The 24,681-nt window shown below is 62.9% G+C and carries 26 protein-coding genes and 2 tRNA genes; 15 read left to right on the top strand and 13 right to left on the bottom strand.

Features of this window, described 5'->3' with window-relative positions; all coding sequences use genetic code 11:
- Positions 1–44: 44 nt before the first annotated feature.
- The 5 genes from Q1A71_RS09850 to Q1A71_RS09830 form a co-directional block, all read right to left on the bottom strand.
- On the bottom strand, positions 45–317 hold the full coding sequence (locus tag Q1A71_RS09850; protein WP_299674779.1) for a hypothetical protein: 273 nt from the start codon (positions 315–317) through the stop codon (positions 45–47).
- 258 nt (positions 318–575) lie between these two features.
- Positions 576–878, bottom strand: coding sequence for a hypothetical protein (locus tag Q1A71_RS09845; protein ID WP_299674776.1), 303 nt, complete (start codon positions 876–878; stop codon positions 576–578).
- Between the two features lie 200 nt (positions 879–1,078).
- Positions 1,079–1,154 (bottom strand) — tRNA-Val (locus tag Q1A71_RS09840).
- A gap of 34 nt (positions 1,155–1,188) precedes the next feature.
- A complete protein-coding gene (locus Q1A71_RS09835) occupies positions 1,189–1,767 on the bottom strand; it encodes a histidine phosphatase family protein (protein WP_299674773.1) in 579 nt (192 codons plus the stop codon).
- Between the two features lie 204 nt (positions 1,768–1,971).
- Positions 1,972–2,046, bottom strand: a tRNA-Val gene (locus Q1A71_RS09830).
- Between the two features lie 134 nt (positions 2,047–2,180).
- Between Q1A71_RS09830 and Q1A71_RS09825 the strand changes: the two genes are divergently transcribed.
- On the top strand, positions 2,181–2,936 hold the full coding sequence (locus tag Q1A71_RS09825) for a hypothetical protein (RefSeq protein ID WP_299674770.1): 756 nt from the start codon (positions 2,181–2,183) through the stop codon (positions 2,934–2,936).
- A gap of 69 nt (positions 2,937–3,005) precedes the next feature.
- Here the strand turns inward: Q1A71_RS09825 and lon are convergent, their stop codons facing one another.
- From lon to tgt, 3 genes are all read right to left on the bottom strand, one after another.
- Positions 3,006–5,417: an endopeptidase La gene (lon, locus tag Q1A71_RS09820; protein WP_299674767.1), complete on the bottom strand. Its 2,412-nt coding sequence runs from the start codon at positions 5,415–5,417 to the stop codon at positions 3,006–3,008.
- Between the two features lie 198 nt (positions 5,418–5,615).
- The gene (locus Q1A71_RS09815; RefSeq protein WP_299674764.1) at positions 5,616–6,302 is read right to left on the bottom strand and encodes a methyl-accepting chemotaxis protein; all 687 of its coding nucleotides are present in this window, start codon (positions 6,300–6,302) and stop codon (positions 5,616–5,618) included.
- Positions 6,303–6,406: 104 nt separating this feature from the next.
- Positions 6,407–7,531 (bottom strand): tRNA guanosine(34) transglycosylase Tgt, encoded by a 1,125-nt coding sequence (gene tgt, locus Q1A71_RS09810; protein WP_299674761.1) that lies wholly within the window; start codon positions 7,529–7,531, stop codon positions 6,407–6,409.
- Between the two features lie 97 nt (positions 7,532–7,628).
- Here tgt and Q1A71_RS09805 point away from each other — a divergent pair, with 97 nt between their 5' ends.
- The 4 genes from Q1A71_RS09805 (at position 7,629) to rimK (ending at position 10,724) form a co-directional block, all read left to right on the top strand.
- On the top strand, positions 7,629–7,955 hold the full coding sequence (locus Q1A71_RS09805) for a hypothetical protein (protein WP_299674758.1): 327 nt from the start codon (positions 7,629–7,631) through the stop codon (positions 7,953–7,955).
- A gap of 73 nt (positions 7,956–8,028) precedes the next feature.
- A complete protein-coding gene (locus tag Q1A71_RS09800) occupies positions 8,029–8,925 on the top strand; it encodes an SPFH domain-containing protein (protein ID WP_299674755.1) in 897 nt (298 codons plus the stop codon).
- Positions 8,922–9,197, top strand: coding sequence for a hypothetical protein (locus Q1A71_RS09795; protein WP_299674752.1), 276 nt, complete (start codon positions 8,922–8,924; stop codon positions 9,195–9,197). Before Q1A71_RS09800 ends, Q1A71_RS09795 begins: the two co-directional genes overlap by 4 nt.
- Before the next feature lie 144 nt (positions 9,198–9,341).
- Complete coding sequence (gene rimK, locus Q1A71_RS09790) at positions 9,342–10,724, top strand: 30S ribosomal protein S6--L-glutamate ligase (protein ID WP_299674749.1); 1,383 nt, start codon at positions 9,342–9,344, stop codon at positions 10,722–10,724.
- An 83-nt stretch (positions 10,725–10,807) separates the two neighbouring features.
- Here rimK and Q1A71_RS09785 read toward each other — a convergent pair whose 3' ends face one another.
- From Q1A71_RS09785 to Q1A71_RS09770, 4 genes are all read right to left on the bottom strand, one after another.
- Complete coding sequence (locus Q1A71_RS09785) at positions 10,808–11,353, bottom strand: hypothetical protein (protein WP_299674746.1); 546 nt, start codon at positions 11,351–11,353, stop codon at positions 10,808–10,810.
- A gap of 143 nt (positions 11,354–11,496) precedes the next feature.
- Positions 11,497–11,820, bottom strand: coding sequence for a DUF3775 domain-containing protein (locus tag Q1A71_RS09780; protein ID WP_299674744.1), 324 nt, complete (start codon positions 11,818–11,820; stop codon positions 11,497–11,499).
- Positions 11,821–11,903: 83 nt separating this feature from the next.
- A complete protein-coding gene (locus Q1A71_RS09775) occupies positions 11,904–12,752 on the bottom strand; it encodes a fumarylacetoacetate hydrolase family protein (RefSeq protein ID WP_299674742.1) in 849 nt (282 codons plus the stop codon).
- Between the two features lie 190 nt (positions 12,753–12,942).
- On the bottom strand, positions 12,943–14,745 hold the full coding sequence (locus Q1A71_RS09770) for an NAD(P)/FAD-dependent oxidoreductase (RefSeq protein WP_299674739.1): 1,803 nt from the start codon (positions 14,743–14,745) through the stop codon (positions 12,943–12,945).
- 365 nt (positions 14,746–15,110) lie between these two features.
- Here Q1A71_RS09770 and Q1A71_RS09765 point away from each other — a divergent pair, with 365 nt between their 5' ends.
- The 5 genes from Q1A71_RS09765 (at position 15,111) to Q1A71_RS09745 (ending at position 19,426) form a co-directional block, all read left to right on the top strand.
- Positions 15,111–15,473 carry an SUF system Fe-S cluster assembly protein gene (locus tag Q1A71_RS09765; protein WP_299674736.1) on the top strand — a complete coding sequence of 121 codons (363 nt, stop codon included), beginning with the start codon at positions 15,111–15,113 and terminating at the stop codon, positions 15,471–15,473.
- A gap of 8 nt (positions 15,474–15,481) precedes the next feature.
- Complete coding sequence (locus tag Q1A71_RS09760) at positions 15,482–16,048, top strand: sugar O-acetyltransferase (RefSeq protein WP_299674733.1); 567 nt, start codon at positions 15,482–15,484, stop codon at positions 16,046–16,048.
- Between the two features lie 24 nt (positions 16,049–16,072).
- Positions 16,073–16,435, top strand: a complete 363-nt coding sequence (locus Q1A71_RS09755) for an iron-sulfur cluster assembly accessory protein (RefSeq protein WP_299674730.1) — start codon at positions 16,073–16,075, stop codon at positions 16,433–16,435.
- Positions 16,436–17,433: 998 nt separating this feature from the next.
- Positions 17,434–18,180, top strand: a complete 747-nt coding sequence (gene tpiA, locus Q1A71_RS09750; RefSeq protein ID WP_299674727.1) for a triose-phosphate isomerase — start codon at positions 17,434–17,436, stop codon at positions 18,178–18,180.
- Positions 18,181–18,244: 64 nt separating this feature from the next.
- Positions 18,245–19,426, top strand: a complete 1,182-nt coding sequence (locus Q1A71_RS09745) for a cytochrome P450 (RefSeq protein ID WP_299675701.1) — start codon at positions 18,245–18,247, stop codon at positions 19,424–19,426.
- Between the two features lie 56 nt (positions 19,427–19,482).
- On the opposite strand, the gene Q1A71_RS09740 is transcribed toward Q1A71_RS09745, so the two are convergent.
- Positions 19,483–19,944 carry an Lrp/AsnC family transcriptional regulator gene (locus tag Q1A71_RS09740; RefSeq protein ID WP_299674724.1) on the bottom strand — a complete coding sequence of 154 codons (462 nt, stop codon included), beginning with the start codon at positions 19,942–19,944 and terminating at the stop codon, positions 19,483–19,485.
- A 140-nt stretch (positions 19,945–20,084) separates the two neighbouring features.
- On the opposite strand from Q1A71_RS09740, the gene cysG reads away from it, so the two are divergent.
- The 5 genes from cysG to Q1A71_RS09715 are packed head-to-tail and all read left to right on the top strand — an operon-like array spanning position 20,085 to position 24,623.
- Positions 20,085–21,497: a siroheme synthase CysG gene (gene cysG / locus Q1A71_RS09735; RefSeq protein WP_299674719.1), complete on the top strand. Its 1,413-nt coding sequence runs from the start codon at positions 20,085–20,087 to the stop codon at positions 21,495–21,497.
- Complete coding sequence (locus Q1A71_RS09730; RefSeq protein WP_299674715.1) at positions 21,497–21,802, top strand: DUF2849 domain-containing protein; 306 nt, start codon at positions 21,497–21,499, stop codon at positions 21,800–21,802. The genes cysG and Q1A71_RS09730 overlap by 1 nt, the downstream gene beginning before the upstream one ends.
- A complete protein-coding gene (locus Q1A71_RS09725) occupies positions 21,795–23,459 on the top strand; it encodes a nitrite/sulfite reductase (RefSeq protein WP_299674712.1) in 1,665 nt (554 codons plus the stop codon). The genes Q1A71_RS09730 and Q1A71_RS09725 overlap by 8 nt, the downstream gene beginning before the upstream one ends.
- Positions 23,449–24,198, top strand: a complete 750-nt coding sequence (locus tag Q1A71_RS09720; protein ID WP_299674709.1) for a phosphoadenylyl-sulfate reductase — start codon at positions 23,449–23,451, stop codon at positions 24,196–24,198. The genes Q1A71_RS09725 and Q1A71_RS09720 overlap by 11 nt, the downstream gene beginning before the upstream one ends.
- Positions 24,195–24,623, top strand: coding sequence for a DUF934 domain-containing protein (locus tag Q1A71_RS09715; RefSeq protein WP_299674706.1), 429 nt, complete (start codon positions 24,195–24,197; stop codon positions 24,621–24,623). Before Q1A71_RS09720 ends, Q1A71_RS09715 begins: the two co-directional genes overlap by 4 nt.
- Positions 24,624–24,681: the final 58 nt, after the last annotated feature.

Here is a 24,681-nt window from a genome sequence, read left to right as displayed (position 1 = left end):
AGACAAGACTAACCCGCGGTGCCGCCGATGCAATTCCCCGACAGTCAGATTTTGCGCATGTCCTGCCCGGAGGTGCCCACTGCGGTCTGGTCGATCCGCCGTGCCGCCTGATCCAGGCGCGCCGCCATGTGAATGATCTCGGAGACATCGCCCGCGCTCTGCTCCAGAGCCATCTCAAAGGCCGCATACTCGAGATACTGGGCCGCGATCTGCATCGCATAGCGGACCTTTTCACTATTCGGCAGCGTATCGAGGGCGGCGAAAGCCGTCGACAGGTCCACAACCTCAGCGGGAATGTCGTCCGTCGGCACGGTCATGTCGTGTCCGCTTTCAAAATTGCTCCGACGCAATACTCACATCTGCGCGTCAGATCATCACCTCTACAAGATCGCCCCCGACCGGGGCTGCATCCATCTCTCCCAAACCGAGGTCCTGCCCCTTGAGCTGCAGGCGGCCCCGTCTACGTCCCGAAAAGCACCTGGCCCACTGTTCCTTAAAGCACAGGCACCTGTCAACCCAAGGTAGTTTGGGACGGCCGTTTTAAAACTGTGAGCGCGGAAAAGAGGCCCGCTGTCTTACTGCAGCCGCCGCTGGGGCATCCGAATGGTCTCGCCGGGCACCGTCGCCTGCACGTCGTTGGAGGCAAAATCCATCCGCGCGGCACAGTTGATCAGATCGGCCACGTCATCTGCCGACTGCCGACCCGCGAGCTCGAACGCCGCAAACTCGATCAGCCGCGAGGCGGCGGCCAGCGCGCAACTGGAGCGTTCCGACACCGGCAGTGTCCGCAAATGGGCGATCAGCGCCTCTACCGCCGCGTCGGTGGCTTGCGGCCTCTTGGCCTGCGGTCGCGCCGCTTTTGCCTTTCTCACGCACATAAACGCGCCCTTCCTGATCACACGGATCGGATCCCTGGTCCCAAGGATGGATCACAGGCCGGAGGGGTTGGCAAGGCACAGTTTGTGACAGCCCTGTCTCAGTCCCAGACGGCACCATCCGCGCCGTCCCGGCGACCTCATCCTTCCCAGCTCCGCCAAGCCTGCGCAGTGGAACAAAAAACAGGGCCGGATCTGAAAGATGGTGGGTCGTGAGAGGCTCGAACTCCCGACATCTTCGGTGTAAACGAAGCGCTCTACCAACTGAGCTAACGACCCGTTCCGGTGGATGTAGCCAATGTCGCTGGCTGCTTCAAGCCCCTATCGCGAGCTGCCGCATCCGGCCATGCTCCAGGTGATAGATCACCCCCTGTCCGCCCGGCAGCATGCCGATCTCGCAGATGTCCTGGTCGAGTGCGATCAGCCGCAGCATCCGCGATGTGATGCCATGGGTCACCAGCACCGACGGCCCTTGCAGACTGTCCAGAAACGCCTTGCAGCGCGCATGCAGGGCCACGAACCCCTCGCCGCCCGGCGCGCGGTTGTAGAGATCCAGCGCGCTCTCCTCGCTTTCATCCACCACCCGGTCGACCGTCAGCTCCGTCCGCGCCAGACCTTCCCAGTCCCCCACGCCGATCTCGGCCAGCCGTGCATCGGTGTCGATCCGGCCAAACAGCCCATCGAGCGCGATGGCCGCGGTCTGAAAGGCGCGCCCCTGCGGGCTGCTCAGTGCCTGAAACCCGGCCAGATCGCACCCCGCCAACAGCTCACGCTGTGCCCGCGCCTGAGCCCGCCCCACCTCCGTCAGGGGCGAGTCGAGCCCGCCCTGAATGCGATGCGCCGCATTCCACTCGGTCTGCCCGTGGCGCAGAATGTAAAGAGGGGGGTACATGAGGACGCGCGCTCTGCTCTTCGGACAGGACCAATCTTGCCGGATGTGCCATAGTCGGCCTGCGCTGTCACCACATCAATGCACACCGCGTCACCGGGGTCCTCTACGGTCACTGGCGACAGCCGCAGGGGCCCAGGCCATATGTCAGCCGACGTGCAGATGCCCACACACGCACGGCGCGATTGCAGCCCTTCAAGGTGAAAATGGTGGGTGATAAGAGATTTGAACTCCTGACATCTTCGATGTGAACGAAGCGCTCTACCACTGAGCTAATCACCCATCTGTGGGGTCATACCGTAGAGATTTTGCTTCTTCAATATGATAAACTGCAGGAGCAGCTGGTTTTCTGCGCTTTACACTCTTTGGGACAGGTGATGGCAACGGACGACAGACTGTCTTGGCGGAAAATCGGCGTGGCGACCGTCATCGCGTTCTTTGCCGCCCTGGGCACCTACGCCTTCACCGTGACGCGGGACACCTTCGAGCGGACGATCATTATCGAAGATCCCCGCTCAGCCGAGCCTCTGTCCGCGCGTCTCCTGGTCGAGGGGCAGCGCCCCTTTGGGACAAAGTTCTTCGTGAGCTCGCCGCTTGTCATCGACCCCGCACGGATGATCGACGACCTGACACGGGAAGACGCGATCTATCCGACTTACCGGGAGAAACTCGGACGGTGGAGCGATATCGCAACGGCCTTTCACGCGGTGCGGATCGAACTGCGCACACCGCTGGCGACCCCGGTTGTCATAACCGATATCGTGCCACGCATCCTCGAGCGCACGGAGCCCAAACAGGGCTGGTACATCGCGGAATTTGGGTGCGGTGTCGGCTTTGCTGCCATCCGGACGGCCGCTGTCGATTTCGATGCGGATGAGCCGGTAGTGGATTTCTCGTCGCCGGCGGATGGGGAAAGCGGCACCTTCACCTTGACCGAAGATCACGTCGAACTCTTCGAGATCACCGCGTCGACGCGCGATCACTACGTCGAGTGGGTCTATGACTTTCACTACACCACGCGCGATGAGACGGGCATCTTGACCGTGGACCGCCTCGGCACCCCGTTCAAACTGTCAAGCGAGATCGGCAGCCGCGGTTTCCGCCCGAGCGTGGACGACGGACCACCGTTCCGACGCGTGTTTCAGTGGGACACCGGTATCGACGGCTGTTAATCAGCCGCACCGGCACAAAAGGCAAAGGCGCGCCGACCCCGGCGCGCCCTCGGTAATTTCACAACCCGCTCAATGCGCCGCTGCCGCGTCTCCTCCGGGTTCGGGCTTGCTGGCCAGCGCGGCGGCAGCCGCCTCTTCTGCTTCCTGATCCCACTCGATGGGCTCCGGCGTGCGCACCAGCGCGTGTTTCAACACCTCGGACACGTGGCTCACCGGGATGATCTCCAGCCCGTCCTTCACGTTGTCCGGGATCTCCGGGAGATCCTTCGCGTTCTCCTCGGGGATCAGCACCGTGGTGATGCCGCCGCGAAGTGCCGCCAATAGCTTCTCTTTCAAGCCACCGATAGGCATCGCGTTACCGCGCAACGACACCTCACCCGTCATCGCAATATCCTTGCGCACCGGAATCTTCGTCAGCACCGACACGATCGAGGTCACCATTGCCAGACCGGCGCTCGGCCCGTCCTTGGGCGTGGCACCATCGGGCACGTGCACGTGGATGTCGATCTTGTCGAACTGCGGCGGCTTCACCCCGATCTGCGGGCTGATCGAGCGCACGTAGCTTGAGGCCGCGTCGATCGACTCCTTCATCACATCGCCCAGCTTGCCGGTGGTCTTCATCCGGCCCTTGCCCGGCAGGCGCAGCGCCTCGATGCTCAGAAGCTCGCCGCCCACCGACGTATAGGCCAACCCGGTCACAACGCCGATCTGATCCTCCTTCTCGGCGAGGCCATAGCGATACTTCTTCACGCCCAGGAACTCATCGAGGTTCTCATCCGTCACGGCGACCGTCTCGGCCTCCTTCTTGATGATCTTGGTCAGCGATTTCCGCGCCACCTTGGCAATCTCGCGCTCGAGGTTCCGCACGCCCGCCTCGCGCGTGTAGGTGCGGATCATCTCGGTCAGTGCAGAGTCCTCCAGCGCGAACTCCTTGGCCTTCAGCCCGTGGTTCTTGATCTGCTTGGGGATCAGATGCTGTTTGGCGATCTCGCGCTTCTCGTCCTCGGTGTAGCCCGCCAGCGGGATGATCTCCATCCGGTCGAGCAGCGGTCCGGGCATGTTATAGCTGTTGGACGTGGTCAGGAACATCACGTTCGAGAGGTCATATTCCACCTCCAGATAGTGATCCACGAAAGTGGAATTCTGTTCCGGATCAAGCACTTCCAGCATCGCACTCGCCGGGTCGCCGCGGAAATCCTGCCCCATCTTGTCGATCTCGTCGAGCAGGATCAGCGGGTTCGTGGTCTTTGCCTTTTTCAGCGCCTGGATGATCTTGCCGGGCATCGAGCCGATATAGGTCCGCCGGTGGCCGCGGATTTCGCTCTCATCGCGCACACCACCGAGGCTGATGCGAATAAACTCGCGCCCCGTGGCCTTCGCCACGGATTTCCCAAGCGAGGTCTTCCCCACACCCGGCGGGCCGACAAGGCACATGATCGGGCCTTTCAGCTTGGTCGAACGCTGCTGCACCGCCAGATACTCGACAATCCGCTCCTTGACCTTCTCCAGGCCATAGTGATCGTCATCGAGCACCTTTTGTGCGCGGCCAAGATCCTTCTTCACACGGGATTTCACACCCCAAGGGATCGACAGCATCCAGTCCAGATAGTTGCGCACCACGGTGGCTTCCGCCGACATCGGGCTCATGTTCTTGAGCTTCTTGATCTCGGCCTCGGCCTTTTCCCTGGCTTCCTTGCTCAGCTTGGTCTCGGCGATCTTGGCCTCGAGCTCGGCCACCTCGTTCTTGCCGTCCTCGCCGTCACCCAGCTCCTGCTGGATCGCCTTCATCTGTTCGTTGAGGTAATACTCGCGCTGCGTGCGCTCCATCTGGGACTTCACGCGCGTCTTGATCTTCTTTTCCACCTGCAGCACGGACATCTCGCCCTGCATCAGGCCATAGACCTTCTCCAGCCGCTCAGAGACACTCAAAGTCTCCAGAAGGTCCTGCTTCTGATGCACCTCTATCCCGAGATGCCCTGCCACCAGATCGGCAAGCTTCGCCGGTTCAGTGCTTTCACCCACGGCGGCAAGTGCCTCTTCCGGCACGTTTTTCTTGACCTTGGCATAGCGCTCGAACTCATCCGAAACCGTGCGCAGCAGCGCCTCGGTGGTCGCGACATCGCCCGGCATCTCGGTCAGATACTCCGCACGCGCCTCAAAGAAGCTGTCGTTTTCAAGGTATTCTGTGATGCGCACCCGTGCCTGCCCTTCGACAAGAACCTTCACGGTCCCGTCCGGCAGTTTCAGCAGCTGCAGCACATTGGCCAGAACCCCGGCCTTATAGATGCCGTCACTGTCGGGATCATCGACGCCCGGGTCGATCTGGCTCGACAGCAGGATCTGCTTGTCGTCCGACATCACCTCTTCCAACGCGCGAACCGATTTCTCGCGTCCGACGAAGAGGGGGACAATCATATGTGGGAAAACCACGATATCGCGCAACGGCAATACCGGGTAGGAGGCGTTCAGAGGCTCTTGCATGCTCTATCCTTGTTCTTGGCAAGATGGTTCTGGTCCCGCATCTGCAGCAACACTCGACCATCTCCGGGATCGGATGACTAAGGTGGGGCGCCCCGCCCCACAAATCAACCGCACCGTTGTTTCGGCTCGTGCCAGAATGGCCAGAGAACGCCTGAAGCACAAGCCTTCAATCGCCCCTTTCGACCCGTCAGAGCGCCCCTAGTTGACGTTCTGATTGTCCGTCAGGGACACCGAGAGCGATGAGACCCGCGATGAGAGTGTCTTGACCTCATCTGCAATCACCGTGAACCCTTTGCCCGCGTCGCCCACGCGTGCCGCCTCGATGGAGGCGTTCGTCGCCACCATGTTGATCACCCGGCCGATCTTGCCGATTTCCATGGCGATCGCGCTGGTGTGATCATCCACGCTCGAGCGGTCCTTGTCGCTCAATTCCAGGAAGAACTCCCGCAGCTCCGCACAGAAATTGCTGACCCCTCGGCTCACCTGCACACAGCACAGGTCATACATGTCGTCCCCGGGTTTGAACCCGCTTACCTCATCCTCGGAGATCCGGCAGCGGCTGACCATGCGGTGCAGCTCATCGACAGAACTGGTCAGCGTCGCCAGATGTTTCGACAATGCCTCTGGCAGCTCCACGTCATGCGGCGCCAAATAGTCACCGACAAGACCGTGCAACGCATGCCAGCCCTCCTGGATGGCCCCGGCAGCCTCCCTGAAATCCTGCGGCGTGACGTTGCGGTCCTGATCGGCCACCACTTCCATGTGATAGATCAGAACCTGCATCGCCGCGACGCGCAGCGGCGAGATCTTGGTCAGAACGAGGTTCAGCGTCCGGTCCCGGGTCATCTCGCCCTCAGGCTTGCGCGGATCGGGTTTTGACGACATCTGAGCACCTCCAACACTGATTGATGCCGATGTAGTCCTGCCGGGGTTAAACTTGTCTTAAACCGGACCGGCCCGACGCCAAAAATTCGTCGAAAATGAGGCTGTCACAACGGCGCGATGTCCCCTTCCGCGCGGCCCGCATGAAAGGCCGCCTCCCAGGTCGGAAACCGCCCCGCCGCAATCGCCTCCCGCATCCCCTGCATCAGATCCTGATAGTAGGTCAGGTTGTGCCAGGTCAGCAGCATCGACGAGATGATCTCTTGGCTGCGAAAGACGTGATGCAGATAGGCCCGGCTATAGCTGCGGCAGGCCGGGCAGCGGCAGTCTTCGTCCAGCGGGCGCGGGTCATCCGCATGGCGCGCGTTCTTGATGTTGACCACGCCGCGCCGCGTGAACACCTGCCCCGTGCGCCCCGACCGGGAGGGCAGCACGCAATCCATCATGTCGATGCCGCGCTTGACCGCGCCCACGATGTCATCGGGCTTGCCCACGCCCATCAGATACCGCGGCTTGTCCTGGGGCAGCTGGTCAGCGGCAAAGTCCAGACAGCCGAACATCGCCGCCTGCCCCTCCCCTACGGCCAGACCACCCACCGCATAGCCGTCAAAGCCGATGCCGGTCAGCGCTTCGGCGCTCTCGGCCCGGAAATCCTCCTCCAGGCCGCCCTGCTGGATGCCGAAGAGCGCATGCCCCGGCCGGTCGCCAAAGGCATCGCGCGACCGCTGCGCCCACCGCATGGAAAGCCGCATGCTCTCCGCTATCGTCGTGCGATCCGCCGGCAGCGCTGGGCATTCGTCGAAACACATGACGATGTCCGAGCCCAATAGCCTCTGGATCTCCATCGACCGCTCCGGTGTGATCTCGTGTTTCGAGCCGTCGATATGGCTTTTGAAGGTCACCCCCCGCTCGGTGAGCTTGCGCAGCGCGGCCAGGCTCATCACCTGAAACCCGCCGGAATCCGTGAGGATGGGCCGCTCCCAGTTCATGAAGCGGTGCAGGCCACCCAACCGGTCAATCCGCTCCGCCGTGGGCCGCAGCATCAGGTGATAGGTGTTCCCCAGCAGGATATCCGCCCCGGTCTCGCGCACGGCTTCAGGCATCATCGCCTTCACGGTCGCCGCCGTGCCGACGGGCATGAAGGCGGGCGTCCGGATCTCTCCCCGCGGGGTCAAGATCGCACCGGTGCGCGCCTTGCCGTCGGTGGCCTGCAGATCAAAGGAAAAACTCATGCCGCCCCTTTGGCGCAAATCCGACGCCTTTCCAAGCCCCTTGATCGGGACGCGCCCCTGCGCCGCGGTCATGCTATTCTGACACCAAGGCCTTTCCATGACGGACGACGACCATCTCAAGCACATTCACGCGCTGACCACCAACGCCCGAAACACCTGGTTCGTACTCCTCGCCGCGCTCATTTTCGTGGGCATCACGATGCTCGGCGTGCGGCCCGTCGACTTCTATGGCGTCAGCAGAAATACCGATCTTCCCCTTGTTGGCGTCTCAGTCCCCACGAGGCTCTTCTTCTACACGGCTCCGATCCTGACAGTCGCCGTGTATGGCTACTTCCATCTATATCTCATCCGGTTATGGGACGCTCTCTCGATGCCGCGAACCGATACCAATGGGTCCGCGACCACGACCGCATCATCCCGGTAAGCTGTTGTTCAATTCTTGCATTTAGGCAAATCAGCGATCACATCTGTGTCATCCGAAATGGAAGGACCGCACCTTGGATATCGAAACCCTCATCGTCTCGCTGATCGAAAGCTCGCTGGTCTTCCTGCTGCTGGCCGCGCTCTTCATCGTCCTGATCGTCAAGGCGGTGAAGATCGTGCCGCAATCCGAGAAATACGTGATCGAACGCTTTGGCCGCCTGCGCTCGGTCCTCGGCCCCGGCATCAACCTGATCGTGCCCTTCATCGACCGCGTGGCCCATGAAATCTCGATCCTCGAGCGGCAACTGCCCAACGCCAGCCAGGACGCGATCACCAAGGACAACGTGCTGGTCCAAGTCGAAACCTCCGTCTTCTACCGCATCACTGAGCCCGAGCGCACCGTCTACCGCATCCGCGATGTGGACGCCGCCATCGCCACAACCGTGGCGGGCATCGTGCGGGCCGAGATCGGTAAAATGGACCTCGACGATGTGCAGGCGAACCGCGCCCACCTGATCACCACCATCAAGGCGCTGGTCGAAGACGCGGTGGACGACTGGGGCATCGAAGTCACCCGCGCCGAGATCCTCGACGTGAACCTTGATCAGGCGACGCGCGACGCGATGCTGCAACAGCTCAACGCCGAACGCGCCCGTCGCGCCGAGGTCACCAAGGCCGAAGGCGCCAAACGGGCCGTGGAACTCGCCGCCGATGCGGAGCTCTACGCCTCCGAACAGACCGCCAAGGCCCGCCGCATCCTCGCCGACGCCGAGGCCTACGCGACGCAGGTGGTGGCCCAGGCGATCAATGAAAACGGGCTCGAAGCGGCACAATACCAGATCGCGCTGAAACAGGTGGAATCGCTCAATGCGCTGGGAGCGGGCGAGGGCAAACAGACCATCGTGGTGCCAAGCCAGACCATCGAAGCCTTCGGCGACGCCTTCAAGATGCTGAAAGGGCGCGGCACATGACCGAGCTTCTGAACCTCTGGTGGGTCTGGACCGCCGCCGCCCTGGCCCTCGCGGTGATCGAAGTGCTGATCCCGGGCTTCATCTTTCTGGGGTTTGCCCTGGGGGCGCTGGCCATGGTTGCGGTTGTGCTCGCAGCACCCGGTCTCAGCGCGCCCGCGCTCTTTGCGATCTTTGCCGGCCTATCCCTGATTGCCTGGATCGGATTGCGCATCGCCTTTCGCAAACAATCCAGCGGCGCGCGCACCTTCCACCGCGACGTCAACGACAATTGAGCGCGCGGCGGGGAAGGCCGCAACCTCTTCACCCTTCCAAAAATACTCCCGCCGGAGGCGACCCTCAGCCCGCATGCGGGTCCATCCGGTTGAGATCACACGAGGCACCTGCTACCCCCAGGGGAAAATCACAACGGGGGTCACATGGAAAAGCTGACATTCGGCTGGGAGGAATGGGTCTCGCTGCCCGATCTTGGTCTGCCCGCAATCAAGGCCAAGGTCGACACCGGCGCACGCACCTCTGCGCTGCACGCCCATGACATCGAGGTCTTCGGCCCCGCCAAACAGCCCAAGGTGCGCTTCAACGTGCATCCCATCGCGGGCCGCGCCGATATGGCCATCACCTGCTCCGCGCCCCTCGTCGACCGGCGCGAGGTCACCTCGTCCAATGGGGAGACGGAACAGCGTTTCGTGATCTCCTCCACCCTCGCCGTGGGCGGACAAAGCTGGCCCATCGAGATCACGCTGACCAACCGCGCGTCGATGTCCTCCCGCATGCTGCTCGGCCGCCAGGCCCTCTCCGATCACATCTCGATCTCGCCCACCGAAAAACACCTGCAGCCCGAGCTGAGCTATGACGACTACCACAGCTCCGCCCTGAAGCGCCGCGCGCCGAAACGCGCCCTGCGCATCGCGGTGCTCAGCCGGGAGGACAATTACTCCACCCGCCGTCTGGTCGAGGTCGGCGAAGCACGCGGCCACACGGTCGAGGTGATCAACACCACCCGCTGCTACATGGCGATCAACGCCATGGCGCCCGAGGTGCACTACGACGGCAAGCGCCTGCCCCGCTACGACGCGGTGATCCCGCGCATCGGCGCCTCGATCACCTCCTACGGCACCGCGATCATCCGCCAGTTCGAGACCATCGGCACCTATTGCGTGAACGGCTCGGCGGGCATCACCGCCAGCCGCGACAAGCTGCACGCACACCAGATCCTGGCCAGCAAGAAGATCGGCATGCCCACCACCGCCTTCGCCGCCTCGCCCAAGGACACCTCGAACCTCATGGGCCTCGTGGGCACCGCGCCATTGATCGTGAAGCTCCTGGAATCGACGCAAGGCAAGGGCGTTGTCTTGGCGGAAACCAAGAAAGCCGCCGAGAGCGTCATCGACGCCTTCCGCGGCCTCAAGGCCAACTTCCTGGTGCAGGATTTCGTCAAGGAAGCGGCGGGCGAGGACATCCGCTGCCTGGTGATCGCGGGCAAGGTCGTGGCGGCGATGAAACGCACCGGCGCCGAGGGCGATTTCCGCTCCAACCTGCACCGGGGCGGCTCCGCCAAGGTGGTGCGCATCACCCGCGAAGAGCGCGACACCGCCGTGCGCGCCGCCCGCGCCTTCGGCTTGGGCAAGGCGGGCGTGGATCTCCTGCGCTCCGAGACCGGCCCCAAGGTGCTCGAGGTCAACTCCTCGCCGGGCTTCGAAGGCATCGAGACGGCCACCGGCAAGGACATCGTCGGCAAGCTCTACGACGAAATCGAAGCTCGGGTAAGACCGCAACCGGCGCGCAAACGCGCCCGGACCTGACGCCCCCCTGTCTAGGCGCGCTCAAGGCCCCTCCCCGGCCGCCGGCCCCTTTGAGACCGGATGGCACGCCGCGGGCAGAAGCGTCAGTATCTTTCCGCTTCTTGAACCAGGGTTCTCAAGTCAGGCGACTCAATCTCGACGGCGATCTCAAGCACCTCGTCTCCATCGAACCCCTGATAGACGCTCCGGCGGCTGGTGGAGATGAGCTCCAATTCTTCCAGGAGCTCCAGATCGGGGCTGACCCTCTGCAGCGTGTTTCGCCTGATCTGCGCGACGGCTGTCCCGGTGTTCTTGACGAACCCGGCCTCCCACAGGAAGGACGTGTTTTTCTTGATGTTTATCATCGCGCCAAGCGTCCGAAGGTGAATCTTCTCTTCGATTTCACCGGCGAGCTGCTCAGCTTCGAGGTTCTTTTCCGCAATCTCCGATTTCAGGTCCAGCAGGTCGGAAATCGGATTACTGTCCCGGTCCAGCTCTATCTCATTCCCCGCCAGTTTGAATTTCGACACTCTCTGGGCCAGCAGGCTCACGTCCCGCCGAAAGACCAACGCCACGGCCAGAACGACCAACTGCCAGAAACTGAAACCAAGCTCCGCAAGAATGGCGGAGAGCTCTTTCAAAAACACCATGAAAATCTACCTCAATCAATATTGCGCCAGTCTACAGGGACGCGCCGACCCTGAACAGCGGGACGTGCTTGAGGTCAAACAGCCCCGGCCAAAACAGATCAGTCCACCTGTCTCCGAGGCACCTTTGCCGCGCCCCTCACCCCCTAACCGTCGCGGAAGTGATCCTCCGCATCCGTGACGTCGATCCCCAGCGCTTCCAACCCCGCCTCCAGATGGTCGGGCAGCTCCGGCATCCCGGACAGGTAATTCTCCGTCGGCGCCGTTGCCTCCGCCACCGCCGTGGCCAGCGCCTCGTCCCAATCCTCGGCCTCGAAACTCTCGCGCCCGACCCACATGATCGCCACGAGATTCGCCGCCTCCTCGTCGTTGAGACTGGAGATGTAGTCGGAGAGCTGGTGGCTTTCGGGCCCATACTCCCGCGCAAGCAAAATCACCCGGACGACCTTGTTCGTGCTGATCTCTAGCAAAGCAATCTCTCCTGTGGCCTGTGTCCTCTGCCCTAGTCAAACGCCCGGCGCAGCGATTGGCAAGCCCGACCCGCAGCGCGCGATCACTCGGTGAAGGTCACGCTGACCGACGGATCGCCCGGCAGCCCGATATAGGAGGCCTGCGCGCCGCCCTTGCCCTTCGCGGGCGGCACCAGCGGACCGAAAGAGCCCACGCTGATCACATCGCCCGGCTGAAAGGTGATGCCCTTCGACATCAGCCACAAGGCGCTCTGCACGGGGTGACCCAGCACCGCCTTGCCCGGCACCTCCGCCAGCACCTCGCCATCCGCCGCCGCCAGCCGCACGGTCATGTTGCCGAGGGCTGCGTGCATCGCCGCAGGATCATCCACCGGAATCTCGGCCCCCATGACGCCGAGGCGCGGGCCCACACCGATCGCCGTCAGCGTCGCGGCGGTGAAGGGCTGATCCGGGTCCAGCATCAGATCCGGCAGTTCGATGAACGGGCGAACGGCGGCGATATGCTGCATCGCCTCCTCGGTACTCGTCGCCTCGTTGAGCGCCGCATCACCGACCACCAGCAAAAGATCCGCCTCAAAGACCGGGCGCGCCCCGAACGTGAGCGGCACACTGGCCCCGTCCGGCAGCAGCGACTTCTCATAGAGCACACCCTGCACCGGTTCCGTGACCCCGAAGCGCTCCTGCGCGGGCGCACTGGTCAGCCCGGCCTTGTAGCCCACGACCGGCCCCATCACCGGCTCCAGGGCCGCGGCCAGCTTGGCCTGCGTGCAGCGCGCCTCCTCCATCGACGCCCCGACCGCCAGCGCCTTGGCCGGCGTCAGACGGGTGTAGTCCGCCACATAACGCGCAATCTCCTCGTCGCTGGCGCAGGCCGCCTGCCCTGCCCCCGCCCAGACGACCGCCACCGCGGCCCAAGCCCATGCTCTGATCATTCCCAACTCCTCCAAGCTCACCGCCCCACGATCTCCACCAGAGACGCCTTTGGCAACACCCCCGTGCGCCTCCTGCATCCTGAGACCACATCCCACGGTGGATCCGCGGCGACAAGTCACCGAAAGAGCGGCAGGGCGCCCCGGCCTCGCACCGGGCGCGCGCCCCTCGGGCGGGGCGCCGCCCGAGGTGTCACCGTCCGGTGTGATGCACCTCCTGCAGCCCGTAGACGGGCGTGTCGATGCCCTCCATCCGCGCCTTGATCTGCAGCGACAGGAACTGCGAATAATGCCGCGACTGATGCAGGTTGCCGCCATGCATCCACAGGTTCTCCACCTGCGTGGGCTTCCACATATTGCGTTGCTCGCCTTCCCAGGGCCCCGGGTCCTTCGGCGTGTCCGAGCCCAGGCCCCAGACCTTGCCGACCCGGTCCGCGGTCTCCTGATCGATGAGATCCGCCACCCAGCCATTCATCGAGCCATAGCCCGTGGCATAGACGATCACATCCGCCTCCAGCTTGGTGCCATCGTCGAGCAGCACCCCGTCCTCGACCACCTCCGTGACCTGCCCGGCCTTGAGCTTGACCTTGCCGTCGATGATCAGCTGGGAGGCCCCCACGTCGATGTAATAGCCCGAGCCGCGCCGCAGGTACTTCATGAAAAGCCCCGAGCCGTCCGCGCCCCAGTCGAGCTGGAAACCCGCCTTCTCAAGCCCGGCGTAGAACTCGGCATCCACCTCCTTGATCTTCTCATAGACCGGGATCTGGAACTCATGCAGGATCTTGTAGGGCAGCGAGGCAAAGATCAGATCCGCCTTGTGGTGGGTGACGCCGTTTTCCACCGCCTTCTCGGAGTAAAGATCGCCCAGCCCGATCTCCATCAGCGGGTCCGAGCGCACGATATGGGTCGTTGACCGCTGCACCATGGTCACATCCACATCGTTCTCCCAGAGCGCGGCACAGATGTCGTGGGCGGAGTTGTTCGAGCCGATCACCACGGCCTTCTTGCCTTTGTAGGCGTCCGGTCCGGGGTGCTTGCTGGAATGATGCTGATCGCCCTTGAAGCTCTCCATACCCGGGAACTCCGGCACATTCGCCTTGCCCGACATGCCGGTGGCAAAGACGAGCTGTTTGGGCCGCAGCACCACCTCTTCGCCGTCGCGGTCGACCTTGACAATCCATTCCTTGGCGGTGTCGTCCCACTCCGCCTTCTGAACCTCGGAGCGGGTCCAATAGTTCAGCTCCATGATCTTCGTGTACATCTCCAGCCAGTCGCCGATCTTGTCCTTGGGCGCAAAGACGGGCCAGTTCGGCGGGAACGGCAGATAGGGCAAATGGTCGTACCAGACCGGGTCATGCAGGCAGAGCGACTTGTACCGGTTGCGCCAGCTGTCGCCGGGCTTCTCATTCTTCTCGACAATGATTGTCGGAACGCCCAGTTGACGCAGCCGCGCGCCCAGAGCGATGCCACCCTGCCCGCCGCCGATGATCACCGTATAGGGCTGTTTGCTGTAGCCAAGGGTCGCGCGCTCCTCCTCGATCTCCTCCTTCCAGGTCTTGCGGTGCTTGCCCGCGCCGTGCTTGGCGCCCAGAGGCCGCTCGTATCCCAGCGGCTCCTCATGGCCCTTCAGCTCCACCATCGTGGTCAGCAGCGTCCAGATCAGCCCGTCCTTGAGCCGCACCAGCCCATAGCCGCGCGCCACCTCCGTCTCGAAAGTGATCCAGGCGGTCACGATCCCGCCCTCCTCGGTGGGCAGCTCTCCCTCGGCCAGCCGCCACGCCTTGGGTTTGGTCGACCCCAGCTGCGCCGCCAGCATGTCGCGCACCTGCTCGCGGCCCTCCATCGTCTTGATGTTCCAGGTGAAGCTCACCAGATCGCGCCAGTAGCTGTCGGCCTGGAACATCTCCGCCGCCGCGTCCACATCCCCCGCTTCCAGTGCGGCGCCAAAGCGGTCCAGAAACTCCGTGACCTGATCGTTTATTGTTGAATCCAGCATCATCTACCTCCCGTTAGACACGAAGAGGGTAACCCGAGGGCGCGCCGCAAAGCGACCACTTCCTTGGTATGAGCCCGAACCCGCACCGACCGCGGGGTTAACCCCGCGGTCATCGTGCGGGTGTTTTGCAGCGTTTCGCCCGGACACCGACGTCGCGCACCGACATAATACCGACGTGATACCGACGTCATACCGACGTTGGTTTTTCCACCAAACGCAGCGACTTCAGGCATATGCGCGGCAGAGGGCCGCACTTGGGCCCAAGCCGTTGCGCGTGCGCTGCGGTAAGCTCTGTGCAAGCGGCTCTTTACTCCGCCTGCTGCAAATCCTATCTAAAAAGGTAAGAAAAACCAGCGAGGCCCTCGATGACCAACACATCCGAACAGCTCGAAGGCGCGCCTCTGATCGCGCCGTCCTCGACCGATCACCCGCTCTACGAGCCGGTGGTGGAGGCCTGTCGGACGGTCTACGACCCCGAGATTCCGGTCAATATCTATGAGCTTGGCCTGATCTATACCATTGACATCAATGACGAAAACGAGGTGGCGATCAAGATGTCGCTCACCGCGCCGGGGTGTCCCGTGGCCGGCGAGATGCCGGGCTGGGTCGCCGACGCGGTGGAGCCGCTGCCGGGCGTGAAGCACGTCAACGTCGAACTGGTCTGGGAGCCGCCGTGGGGCATGGACATGATGTCCGACGAGGCGCGGCTCGAACTGGGCTTCATGTAAGCCCCTGCATGACAGGCGAAAAACAGAAGATGATCGCCGGCGAACTCTATCGCCCCGGTGACCCGGAGCTTGTGCGTGAGCGTGCGGCCAGTCAGACACTCCAGCGCAGCTACAACGGCACAATCGTATCGGATGGCGAAACACGCAAAATAATTTTGGATCAATGGCTTGGCAGCCGAGGCTCAAGCTGCGCCATCCGCGCGCCCTTCTATGTGGACTACGGCTACAACATCCATCTGGGCGCGGATGTTTTCCTCAACTACGGTTGCGTGCTGCTCGATGTCTGCCCGATCCGGATCGGCGATATGACCCAGATCGGCCCGATGACACAAATCCTGACAGCCGATCACCCGCGCGATGCGGCCACCCGCGACGCCGGGCTGGAGTTTGGGCAACCCATTGAAATCGGGCGGAATGTCTGGATCGGCGGCGGCGCTCTGCTTCTGCCGGGCGTGACCGTCGGGGATGATGCGGTGATTGGCGCGGGGGCTGTCGTCACCCGCGATGTTCCCGCCGCGACAACAGTTGCGGGAAATCCGGCCCGACCGCTTGTCGCCAAGGACGTGACTGACTAAATTGGTCGGCAAAGGAGCATTGCGATGTTTGGTATTCCCGGCAAGCAGGCCGTTACTCTCACCCCGAAGGCCGCCGCGCAGGTCTCGAAATTGATGACCTCGGCAGGGCACGCCGGCTTGCGCATTGGTGTCAAGAAAGGCGGCTGCGCGGGGATGGAATACACCATGGAGTATGTCGAAGAGACCGACCCCAATGACGAGGTGGTCGAGCAGGACGGCGCGCGGGTGATGATCGCGCCCATGGCGCAGATGTTCCTTTTCGGGACCGAAATCGACTATGAAACCTCGCTGCTCGAAAGCGGGTTCAAGTTCCGCAATCCCAATGTGACCGAAGCCTGCGGCTGCGGCGAGTCCATCAAGTTCGACACCGATTTGGCGGCCAAGTAACCCGCGTCTTGCCGCCAAACATCGGCACTCCTTCTCTTGAACGCTTGCCTGCGCGCAAAACGGCCCAGCCCGAGCAGCGCCGCGTCCATCAGCACTGGCCGGCGGGCAGTGGCACAGCTGATGGCTGCAGTTGTTCATTGAGGCGGAAATCCCCGGAATGCTGGGCCTGATCGACCGCAGTTCGCTCCAGTAGACCTCACTCCACCGCATGGCGAAAGGCACGGAGGATGTCTCCTGTACCCAGCCATTGGCGTGTGCCGTTGCATCGCTCCAGCTGATGTCGAATGTCACGCTGTAGCTGGTCCACACGAGATCGAAAGGGATCTGTTCTATCGGAATGTAGCAGCCGTTGAACGTGGCGTCGCGGCAGCGCCAGCGCCGCTGCGCCTCGCTGATCGGAGTGTTGAAAGAAGACAGGTCGACAGAGGCAGTCCACACGCCATCCGGCAGCGCTCCGCTTTAGGCACCGCCTCGGGCTTTCGCGCCTAAAATGCCAAAGGAAATGCCAGCTCCCATGCTATTGGTGGTCCGACCCACCCGGGTTGCCGCCGAAGTTGAGCCAGTTGGTGTTCGTTTCGAAGATGTTGAGGCTCCTCCTAAGCACCGCGTCAAGGCCCTCGAAATCTGCGGAGGCCGCAAAGGTCGAAACGCACAGGCAAGTCGAACCCATTGGAAATAATCAGCTTTCATAGCTAAATCTCCTTAGTATTACAAATTCGCCACAACACATTCCTCGGCAATCTGGGAACGACAGGTCACGCACATGCAATCGGTTGCCAAAGATCTGGTCGTCAGGGGGGCGTCAGCTGCGTGCGGGCCTCTGCGATACGGCGCGTCAGATAGCCTCCGGCGATACTGGTCTGACCCGAGCCCAAGGGTGCCACAATTCGTCTCACCCGCCGCTTTTCATGGCTCGCACAATGGCAGAGGTCGGCAGGTCGATTGCCGCCGGTGCGCACGCCTGTTACCAACGACCTAGACAATCGCAGGAGAGATCAATGCGGCGCAAACTGGCGGCAGGCAATTGGAAGATGAACGGCTCGATCCCGGGTCTCGACATGATAAGTGAGCTCAAGCTCAAGCACCCGGAATGCCCGTGCGACGTGCTGCTCTGTCCACCCACGCCACTGCTGACCCATGCCCTGCAGAACAGCGCCGGCAGCCCGATTTTCATCGGCGCACAGGATTGTCATTCCGAGGCCAAGGGCGCCTTTACCGGTGATCATTCCGCCGCGATGATTGCCGAGATCGGCGCGACCCATGTGATCGTCGGTCACTCCGAACGCCGGGAGGCCTATGGAGAAACCGATGCGCAAGTGGCCGCCAAGGCCCGCGCCGCACATGAGGCCGATCTCACCGCCATCGTCTGCATCGGCGAAAGCCTGGAGCAACGTGAAGCGGGCGAGGCTCTCGACGTTATCAAGACACAGCTCGCGGGCTCCGTTCCCGATGGCAGCACCGCGGCCTCCCTCGTTGTGGCCTATGAGCCGATCTGGGCCATCGGCACCGGCAAGATCCCGACGATGGAACAGATCGCCGAGGTGCATGCGCTGATACGCACCGAACTCGGCGCCCGCTTCGGCGAAGATGCAGCAGACATCCGCCTGCTCTATGGCGGATCGGTCAAACCCGCGAACGCGACCGACATCTTCGCACTCGACAATGTCGACGGGGCGCTCGTCGGCGGCGCAAGCCTCAGCGCGGAGGATTTCTCACCAATCATCGAAGCCCTCGCTGCGAGTTGATCCATAACTGCCAGAGCCAAGGATGCACGCGCCACATCATACGCCAAACGAGACCGGCAAGATGATAAAGACGCTCCAGCAATCGCCGCTCGACCCTGCATTTGTTCAGGACCCTTACGCGGTCTACGCACAGGTTCTGGCCGAGGACCCGGTCCAATACTGGGACGACTATGGCATGATGGCAGTTTTCGATGCCAACACCGTGCACAACCTCCTGCGCGACCGACGGCTGGGCCGCGCGGTCCTTGAGGACCAGCGCACAGAGGCCCCCTCCCACCTGACCCATTTCGATGCGGTTGAGCGCGTCTCGATGCTGGATCTGGAGCCACCCGACCACACACGTCTGCGCGGCCTTGTCCTGCGCGCCTTCACGTCGCGGCGGATCAAGGCGCTAGAGCCAGATATCCACGCGATCTGCGACGATCTGTTGGCGCGATTGCCGGACGGGCCGTTCGACCTGATCCCCGCCTTCTGCACCGCCCTGCCCGTGCGCGTGATTGCCCGCCTGCTTGGCGTGCCCGAGGGAATGTCAGAGCAACTGCTGCGCTGGTCCAACGCGATGGTGGCCATGTATCAGGCGGGCCGCACTCATGAGACCGAGCTCACCGCTGATGCCGCGGCCGCCGCTTTCACCAATTTCCTGACAGGCTATGTAGACGAGCGACGCCACCAGCCGCGCGACGACCTCATCACCCATCTGATCGCCGCCGAAGCGGGCGGCGAGAAACTCTCTCGGGCGGAGCTGGTCGGCACCTGCATCCTGCTGCTGAACGCCGGACATGAGGCAACCGTGCATACTTTGGGCAATGCGGTCAAAGCGCTGCTGGAGCATGACACCTCAGCCTCAGCCCTGGCGCCCGACACCATCGCCGCCACGGTGGAGGAGGTGCTGCGCTATGACCCGCCCCTGCATATGTTCACCCGCTATGCCTACCAAGACATCGACGTGGGCGGGCATCCTCTTGCAAAAGGCCAGCAGGTCGCCCTGATGCTCGGCGCCGCCGGGCGCGACCCCGCGCGCTTTGATGACCCCAACCGTTTCGACCCAACGCGCACCTCGGCCCAACACGCGGCCTTCGGCGGCGGGCTGCACTTCTGCGTCGGCGCTCCATTGGCACGGCTGGAGCTGCAAATCGGATTGCAGCGCCTCTTCGCCCATGCGCCAAACCTCCGGCTGACAGAGCCGCCGCAGTATCAGAACAGCTACCATTTCCACGGGCTGGACAGGTTGCGTGTCACCCTTTGATCCGCCGCCGGGCCCGGAAAAAGAATGCGGCGCAGCCGCGCCTTAGGATCACGCCCTCACAAAGGTAACATCGTAGTGGATTTGATCTCCTCCATCGACAACAGCGCCGTCACATTGTGCACCCGCACTTCCGAGATCAGCGTCTGGTAGAAGGCGTCATAGGCGCGCGCATTCTTCACCCGCACTTTAAGGATGTAGTCGATATCTCCCGCCAGCCGGTGCGCTTCCTGCACTTCCGCGCGGTCGCGCAGCGCTTTCAAAAACGCTGCCTGCCACTCCGCCTCATGCTCCGACGTGCGGATCAACACAAAGAAACAGGCCTCGAACCCCAATGCATCCGCATCGAGCACCACGGTCTGCTGACCGATCACCCCGCCCTCGCGCATCTTGCGGATGCGATTCCATACCGGGGTCTTCGAAGAGCCCACTTTTGCCGCGATTTCATCCAGAGACTGGCTGGCATCGCGCTGCAGCTCGCCAAGGATTTTCCGGTCCATCTCATCTATTCGGACGCTCATTCCATCAAGTCCCCGTCTACTGGTCCAATGTTCCGCTTCAGAGATAATTCAGAACGTGTGTCCTTATCAACACCAGAACCTAGCGCTTATGCAGAACTTTTTCCTATATTGAGGCTCAGAACACCAAGAGGCGATGACCCATGGACCATTTCCCGATCTTCCTGCGCGTAGAGGGCCGCCGCATCGTGCTCTCGGGCGGTGGAGAGGCTGCGCTGGCCAAACTGCGGCTGCTGTTGAAGACCGCCGGGCACATCACCGTCTTTGCGCAAGACCCCGCGCCAGAGATCATCGCCTGGGCCGAGGCGGGCAAGCTGGCGCTCATCCGGCGCGCCATGGCGCCCGGTGATGCGCTCTGCGCCGCACTCTTCTATGCAGCTGACGAAGATGACGCCGAAGACGCCCGCACCTCCGCCATTGCCCGCGCCGACGGTGCATTGGTCAATGTGGTCGACAACCTCGAAGACAGCCAGTTCATCACCCCCGCCATCGTCGACCGTGACCCCGTCACCATCGCCATCGGCACCGAAGGCGCAGCCCCCGTGCTTGCACGCGCCATCAAGGCCGACCTCGAAGAACGCCTGCCCGCAGCCCTCGGCCCCCTCGCCCGCATTGGCAAGGCCTTCCGCAAGGCGGCTGACACGCTGCCCTTTGGCCGCGCCCGCCGCGACTTCTGGCGGGACTATTATTTCAACGCAGGCCCCGCCGCGATCACCGGCGGCGAGACCGCCGTTCAAGGCGCACTCGATACGCTGCTCACCGACCATCTGGCGCGCAAGGCCCGCGCCGGCCATGTGCATTTCGTGGGCGGCGGTCCGGGCGACCCGGATCTGCTGACCATGAAGGCGCGCCGCCTTCTGGATGAAGCGGATGTGGTCATCTATGACCGGCTGATCAGTCAGCCGATCCTCGAACTTGCCCGCCGTGAAGCGGTGATGATCAATGTGGGCAAGGAGGCTTATGGCCCGTCGACCCCCCAGGAAACCATCAACGATCTGATCGTCGAGCACGCGCAGCAAGGCGCGCAGGTGGTGCGGCTGAAATCCGGCGATGCCACCGTCTTTGGCCGCCTCGACGAAGAAATCGACGCGCTGGAGGCCCACGCCATCGCCTGGAGCATCGTGCCCGGCATCACCGCCGCATCCGCCGCCGTGGCCGAGATTGGCCAGAGCCTGACCAAACGGGGCCGCAACGCCTCGGTGCGCTTCCTCACGGGGCACGACATGAAAGGCTTCGCTGATCATGACTGGGCCACGCTGGCACGCCCCGGCGAGGTCGCCGCGATCTACATGGGCAAGAAGTCCGCGCGCTTTATTCAGGGCCGCCTGATCATGCACGGCGCGGACCGGCACACCCCGGTGACCGTGATCGAAAACGCCTCCCGCCCCGAACAACGCATCCTGGAAACCACACTCGACGCGCTGCCCACGGCACTGGCCGCGGCTGAAATGTCCGGCCCCGCGCTCACCTTCTATGGCCTCGCTCCGCGCGAAGCGGCGCAGGTGCAGGCCGACAACCCCTACTCTCCCCCCATCACAGCACAGGAGGCGCGCTGATGCCCCGCGCATTTACCCCCAAAGTCGTGACCGCAAATGCTCTGCTTGAGGGCGATGTGATCTACCAGACCGCCACGGGATGGAGCCGCAACCTGGCAGAGGCCGAAGTACTGACCGATGAGGCCGATGCCGATCTGCGCCTGATCGATGCCGCACAGCAGACAGCCACCGTGGTTGGCGCCTATCTGGCCGACGTCGATACCTCCGGCACGACCCCAAAACCCACCCACTTCCGCGAAGATTTCCGTGCAACCGGCCCCTCCAACTACGCCCACGGCAAGCAAGAGGAACAGGCAAATGTATAACTACACCGACTTCGACACCGCCTTCATCAAAGAGCGCAACGCCCAGTTCCGCGCACAGGTGGAGCGACGCATCGACGGCTCGCTCACCGAGGACGAATTCAAACCGCTGCGCCTGATGAACGGGCTCTATCTGCAGCTGCACGCCTATATGCTGCGCGTGGCGATCCCCTATGGCACGCTGAATTCGCGTCAGATGCATGTGCTGGCTGACATCGCGGACAAGTGGGACAAGGGCTATGGCCACTTCACCACACGCCAGAACATCCAGTACAACTGGCCCCAGCTGCGCGACGTGCCGGATATGCTCGACGCGCTGGGGGAGGTGCAGATGCACGCGATCCAGACCTCCGGCAACACCATCCGCAACGTGACCGCCGACCATTTCGCGGGTGCCGCAGCCGATGAGCTGGCCGACCCACGCCCCGTCGCCGAACTGATCCGTCAGTGGTCCACCGACCATCCGGAATTCCAGTTCCTGCCGCGCAAGTTCAAGGTCGCCGTGACAGGCTCGCCCAATGACCGCGCCGTGACCAAAGCGCATGATATTGGCCTGCGCATGGTCGAGCACGACGGCCAGATCGGCTTTGAAGTCATCGTGGGTGGTGGCCTTGGCCGTACACCGATGATCGGCAAGATCATCCGGGACTTCCTGCCGCGCGAAGATCTGCTGCCCTATCTCGAAGCCATCGTGAGCGTCTACAACCTGCTGGGCCGCCGCGACAACAAGTACAAGGCGCGCATCAAGATCACCGTGCATGAGAACGGGTTGGATGATTTCAAGGCCCGCGTGGAAGAGCGCTATGCCCTGATCCGCCCTCAGTTCACCGGTGTCGATCAGCAGATGCTTGCGGGTATCGAAGCCGATTTCGCTGCACCCAAGTTCAAGAGCGCGCCCGAAACCGAGTATCATGACGCACGCCAGCACTACCCGGCGTTCCGTGCGTGGTCCGATACCAACCTGACCGAGCACCGCGTGCCGGGCTATGCCATCGTGACCATCAGCCTCAAGGCCCATGGCGCGACGCCGGGCGATGCGACCTCGGCCCAGATGCGCCTGATGGCGGATCTCGCCAAGCGCTACGGCCATGACGAGCTGCGCATCAGCCACGAGCAGAATGTGATCCTGCCCCATGTGCACAAGTCCGACCTGCCTTCGGTCTATTCAGCGCTGAAAGCTGAGGGGCTGGGCACCGCAAATGCCGGCCTGATCTCCGACATTATCGCCTGCCCCGGCATGGACTACTGCGCGCTGGCCACGGCCCGCTCGATCCCCATAGCGCAAGAGATCGCGACCCGCTTTGACGAGCTGAAGCTGGAGCATGATGTCGGGCCCCTGAAGATCAAGATCTCGGGCTGCATCAACGCCTGTGGGCACCACCACGTGGGCCACATCGGCGTCCTCGGCCTCGACCGGGCTGGTGTGGAGAACTACCAGATCACGCTGGGCGGTGACGGCACCGAAGATGCCAGCATTGGCGAGCGGGCTGGCCCTGGCTTCTCAGCCGAGGAGATCATTCCGGCCATCGAACGGCTGGTGCTGGCCTATCTCGATCTGCGTGAAGAGCCAGCCGAGACCTTCCTGCAGACATATCGCCGCCTTGGCCTGGCGCCCTTCAAAGCCGCGCTTTACCCCGAGGCACAGGCCAATGCCGCTTGATCACCCTGCTCCCCAGGCGGAAGATCAAGCCCTGACCGCTGTGGTGGAGCGCCTGAACGATCAGCTGCGCCACCACAGTGCGACGGATGTGCTGTGCGCAGGGTTTGAGGCGGTGCCTGATCTGGCGCTGGTCTCCAGCTTTGGCGCGGAGTCGGTGGCGCTGCTGCATCTGACGGCGATGGTGAACCGCGATGCTCCGGTGATCTTCATCGACACCGAAATGCTCTTTGCCGAGACGCTGGTCTATCAACAGGAGGTGGCCGAGCGGTTGGGCCTGCGCAATCTGCGGATCATCCGCAGTGACCGGATTGCACAACAGGACCTGGACGGCACGCTGCATCAACGCGACACGGATGCCTGCTGTGCCTTACGAAAGACGCAACCCTTGCAAAACGCACTGGAACAGCATGGCGGCTGGATCACCGGACGCAAGCGGTTCCAATCTGGCCGCCGTGCCGATTTGGAGTTTTTCGAGGTCGAGCGAGGTACCAGCCGCATCAAGGTCAATCCGCTGGCCTATTGGCAGCCGGGCGATGTCGCCGACTACATCGCCGAGAACCGCCTGCCACGTCACCCGCTGGTGGCCAAGGGTTACCCATCTCTCGGATGTGCACCCTGCACCTCCCCCGTGACCGCTGACGAAGACCCCCGCGCGGGCCGCTGGCGCAATTCAGACAAAGACGAATGTGGCATCCACTTCGTGAAAGGCAAAATGATCCGCACAGGAGCTTCCTCATGACCACCCTTGTGACCGATACCGGCTTTGGCGCCGATGACTGGACCGACCCGTTCGTCACACTGGACGCGGCCAATGACGCCAGCGCGCTGGATGTGCCCTCTGACGCGGACCCCGCCGACATCCCGCTCTGCGACGGATTGCAGATGATCCGCGTGGATTTCCCCTCCTCCGCCGACGGGCGTGGCTTCACCATCGCCAAACAACTGCGACTGCGCGGATTCACCGGACGGTTGCGCGCCAAGGGGCACGTGCTCGCGGACCAATACGCCATGGCGCGGCGCGCTGGCTTTGATGAGGTGGAAATCTCCGATGAACTGGCCGCGCGTCAGCCGGAAGAACAATGGCTTTTCCGCGCCAATTGGCAACAGCACAACTATCAGGCCCGACTACGTGGGTCTGGCGCGCCCGAGGCGCGACGCGGCTGATTGACGCTTTCTGCCACAACCACTCTTTCTAATCAGGAGCCGCAGGTGTAAGCCTGCG

This window comes from uncultured Roseobacter sp. (assembly GCF_947493125.1).
Classification (GTDB): domain Bacteria; phylum Pseudomonadota; class Alphaproteobacteria; order Rhodobacterales; family Rhodobacteraceae; genus Roseobacter.
This window is presented reverse-complemented; position numbering and strand designations above follow the sequence as displayed.